Source organism: Bradyrhizobium sp. PRIMUS42 (genome assembly GCF_023006515.1).
GTDB lineage: Bacteria > Pseudomonadota > Alphaproteobacteria > Rhizobiales > Xanthobacteraceae > Bradyrhizobium.
This window is the reverse complement of the sequence record NZ_JALBGZ010000721.1, coordinates 1-3,075: the sequence shown is the minus strand read 5'-3', so window position 1 is coordinate 3,075 and position 3,075 is coordinate 1. Positions and strand designations below refer to the sequence as shown.

At 66.2% G+C, this 3,075-nt stretch carries 4 protein-coding genes; all 4 read left to right on the top strand.

Annotated elements, in window-relative coordinates; all coding sequences use genetic code 11:
* Positions 1-604: ABC transporter permease (locus MOV75_RS32505; RefSeq protein ID WP_247007363.1), on the top strand; the 604-nt coding region annotated here is incomplete at its 5' end.
* 8 nt (positions 605-612) lie between these two features.
* Positions 613-1,809 carry an FAD-binding oxidoreductase gene (locus MOV75_RS32500; protein ID WP_246931189.1) on the top strand — a complete coding sequence of 399 codons (1,197 nt, stop codon included), beginning with the start codon at positions 613-615 and terminating at the stop codon, positions 1,807-1,809.
* A 19-nt stretch (positions 1,810-1,828) separates the two neighbouring features.
* Positions 1,829-2,125 (top strand): (2Fe-2S)-binding protein, encoded by a 297-nt coding sequence (locus MOV75_RS32495; protein WP_246931190.1) that lies wholly within the window; start codon positions 1,829-1,831, stop codon positions 2,123-2,125.
* Positions 2,122-3,075 (top strand): FAD/NAD(P)-binding oxidoreductase (locus tag MOV75_RS32490; RefSeq protein ID WP_247007362.1); only part of this gene is annotated, 954 nt, incomplete at its 3' end. The genes MOV75_RS32495 and MOV75_RS32490, both read left to right, overlap by 4 nt.

Genomic DNA, 3,075 nt, shown 5'->3' with positions numbered 1-3,075 from the left:
CAAGCAGGCCTGCCCGCCGCCCGCAACTCAGCGAGGGCAACCGGCATATGCTAGGAAGGCTGAGCAACGTTTCCGCGGCCGTGACGCGCTGGCGGCGCTGTTCCTGTCGCCGCTGATGATCCCGCATGTCGTGCTCGGCATCGCCTTTCTGCGCTTCTTCACCTCGGCCGGCCTCGGCGGCAGTTTTGCCGCGCTGATCATCGCGCATGTCATCATCGTGTTTCCGTTCGCGCTGCGGCTGACGCTGGCGGCAGCGACCGGCATGGATCGCACCGTCGAGATGGCTGCGGTTTCGCTCGGCGCTGACGGCTGGACGCTGTTCCGCCGGGTGACGCTGCCGCTGATCCTGCCCGGCGTCATCAGCGGCTGGGCGCTCGCCTTCATCCAGTCCTTCGACGATCTCACCATGACCGTCTTCCTTGCGGCACCCGGCACCGAGACGTTGCCGGTGCGCATGTTCCTTTATATCCAGGACAACATCGATCCGCTGGTGACGTCGGTCTCGGCCTGCGTGATCGCGATCACCATGACCGCCCTCATCCTGCTCGACCGCTTCTACGGGCTCGACCGCGTGCTCGCCGGCAAGGGCGATACCGGACGATAGGAGAACTTATGTCTAAAGCGTTTTCGAGCGAAGTGGACGCCGGTTCGCGTGAAGAAAACGCGTCCAAACAAAAGTCAGACTACGACGTCGCTGTCGTCGGCGGCGGACTGCTCGGCTCCGCCATTGCCTGGGGCCTCGGCCGGCTGGGTAAGCGCGTGGCCGTGCTCGACGAAGGCGACATCACCAAGCGCGCCTCGCGCGCGAACTTTGCGCTGGTGTGGGTGCAGAGCAAGGGGCTCGGCATGCCGGCCTATACGGTCTGGACCGTGCAGGCGTCGAAGGCCTGGGGCCGGCTTGCCTCCGAACTGAAGCAGCAGACCGGTCTCGACGTCTCGCTTCAGCAGAATGGCGGCTTCCATCTCACGCTCGGCGAGGACGAATTCGGCCAGCGTGCCGAGCTGGTCAAGCGCATGCACAATCAGGTTGGCGCAGCCGACTACAAGATGGAGATGCTCTCCGCATCCGAAGTGAAGAAGTCGCTGCCGCTGATCGGGCCGGAAGTGTCCGGCGGCAGCTATTGCCCGCTCGACGGTCACGTCAATTCGCTGCGCACATTCCGCGCCTTCCACACCGGCTTCAAGGCGTTCGGCATCGACTATCTTCCGGAACGGCCGGTCTCGGCGATCAGCAAGAGCGGCGGCGAATTCCGCCTGGCCACGCCGAAAGGCGAGTTGCGCGCCGCCAAGGTCGTGCTCGCCGCGGGTAACGCCAACCAGACGCTGGCACCGATGGTTGGCCTTTACGCGCCGATGGGGCCGACCCGTGGCCAGATCGTGGTGACCGAGCGCACCATGCCGTTCCTGCCGCATCCGCTGACCACGATCCGCCAGACCGACGAGGGCACGGTGATGATCGGCGACAGCAAGGAGGACGAGCTCGACGACCGCGCGCTGAAGCATTCGATCAGCGCGGTCATGACCGATCGCGCCCAACGCATGTTCCCGCATCTGTCGCGGCTCAACGTGGTCAGGAGCTGGGCCGGGATCCGCGTGATGCCGCAGGACGGCTTTCCGATCTACGACCAGTCGGAGACGCATCCCGGCGCCTTCGTCGCCTGCTGTCATTCCGGCGTGACGCTCGCCTCCAACCATGCCTTCGAGATCGCGCGCATGGTGGCAGAAGGCGCGCTCGAGCCGGAGCTTGTCGGCGCGTTCTCGGCGAGCCGCTTCGGCGGTGCGGGCGCCGCGAACGACAGCGGCTACTAGAGATATTGAGGAAGGCAAGATGTTTAGACGATCCGAACAGGACAAACGGCCACCCGTGCAGATCTTCGTCGACGGCGTTGCCGTCGCGGCGCGCCAGGGCGACACCGTTTCCGCGGCGCTGCTGGCCTCTAGCTGCGATGCACGCCGTTCCACAGCGGTGAGCGGTGCATCGCGTTTGCCTTACTGCATGATGGGCGTGTGCTTCGACTGCCTCGTCACCATCGACGGCGTCGGCAACCGCCAGGGCTGCCTCGTGCCGGTCGCCGAGGGCATGCAAATCGAGATCCAGAAGGGCAAGCGGGAGATCGGAAGATGACTGTGGCTCCCAAGCGCGAAGCCTATGACGTCGTGGTGATCGGCGCCGGACCGGCCGGCCTCGCCGCCGCCGCGACATCCGCCGAAGCCGGCCTGTCCACATTGCTGCTCGACGAGAATGTCGGCCCTGGCGGCCAGGTGTTTCGCGCGATCTCCTCGACGCCGGTGACTGACCGCAATCAGCTTGGCGCGGACTATTGGGTCGGTGCGGATCTCGTGCAGGCGCTGCGCGCAGGCAACGCGGAGGTCATTCATCGTGCCACCGTCTGGAGCCTCGACCGCAATCTCGACATCGCGGTCTCGATCGGCGGTGCGTCCGCCTTCGTCAAGGCGAAGCGCGTGATCCTTGCGACCGGCGCGCTGGAGCGGCCGTTTCCGATTCCGGGTTGGACGCTGCCGGGCGTGATGACCGCAGGCGCGGCGCAGACCATGCTGAAATCGTCGGCGCTCGTGCCCGACGGACGCACGGTCATCGCAGGGCAGGGGCCGCTGCTCTGGCTGCTCGCCGCGCAAATCCTTCGCCTCGGCGGCCGCATCGACCGCATCCTCGACACCACCGAGCGCGGCAATTACTTCGCGGCGCTCCCGCATGCCTTCGCCTTCCTGACTTCGCCCTATTTCGCCAAGGGCCTTGCAATGATGCGCGAGGTGAAGGCGAAGGTGCGGGTCGTCTCCGGCGTCACCGAACTCTCGGCATCCGGTGACGGCCAACTCGCGAACGTCAGCTATGCCGCGGGCGGCAAGCGCGAGGCCGTTCCTGCCGACTTGCTGCTGCTGCATCAGGGCGTCGTACCCAATGTCAATCTGGCGATGGCGGCAGGCGTCGAGCATCGCTGGGACGATCTGCAGCTGTGCTGGTCGCCCGTGCTCGATGCGAGCGGCAATTCGACCGTTCCCGGCATCGCCATCGCAGGCGACGGCGCCGGCATTGGCGGTGCGAACGCCGCCGTG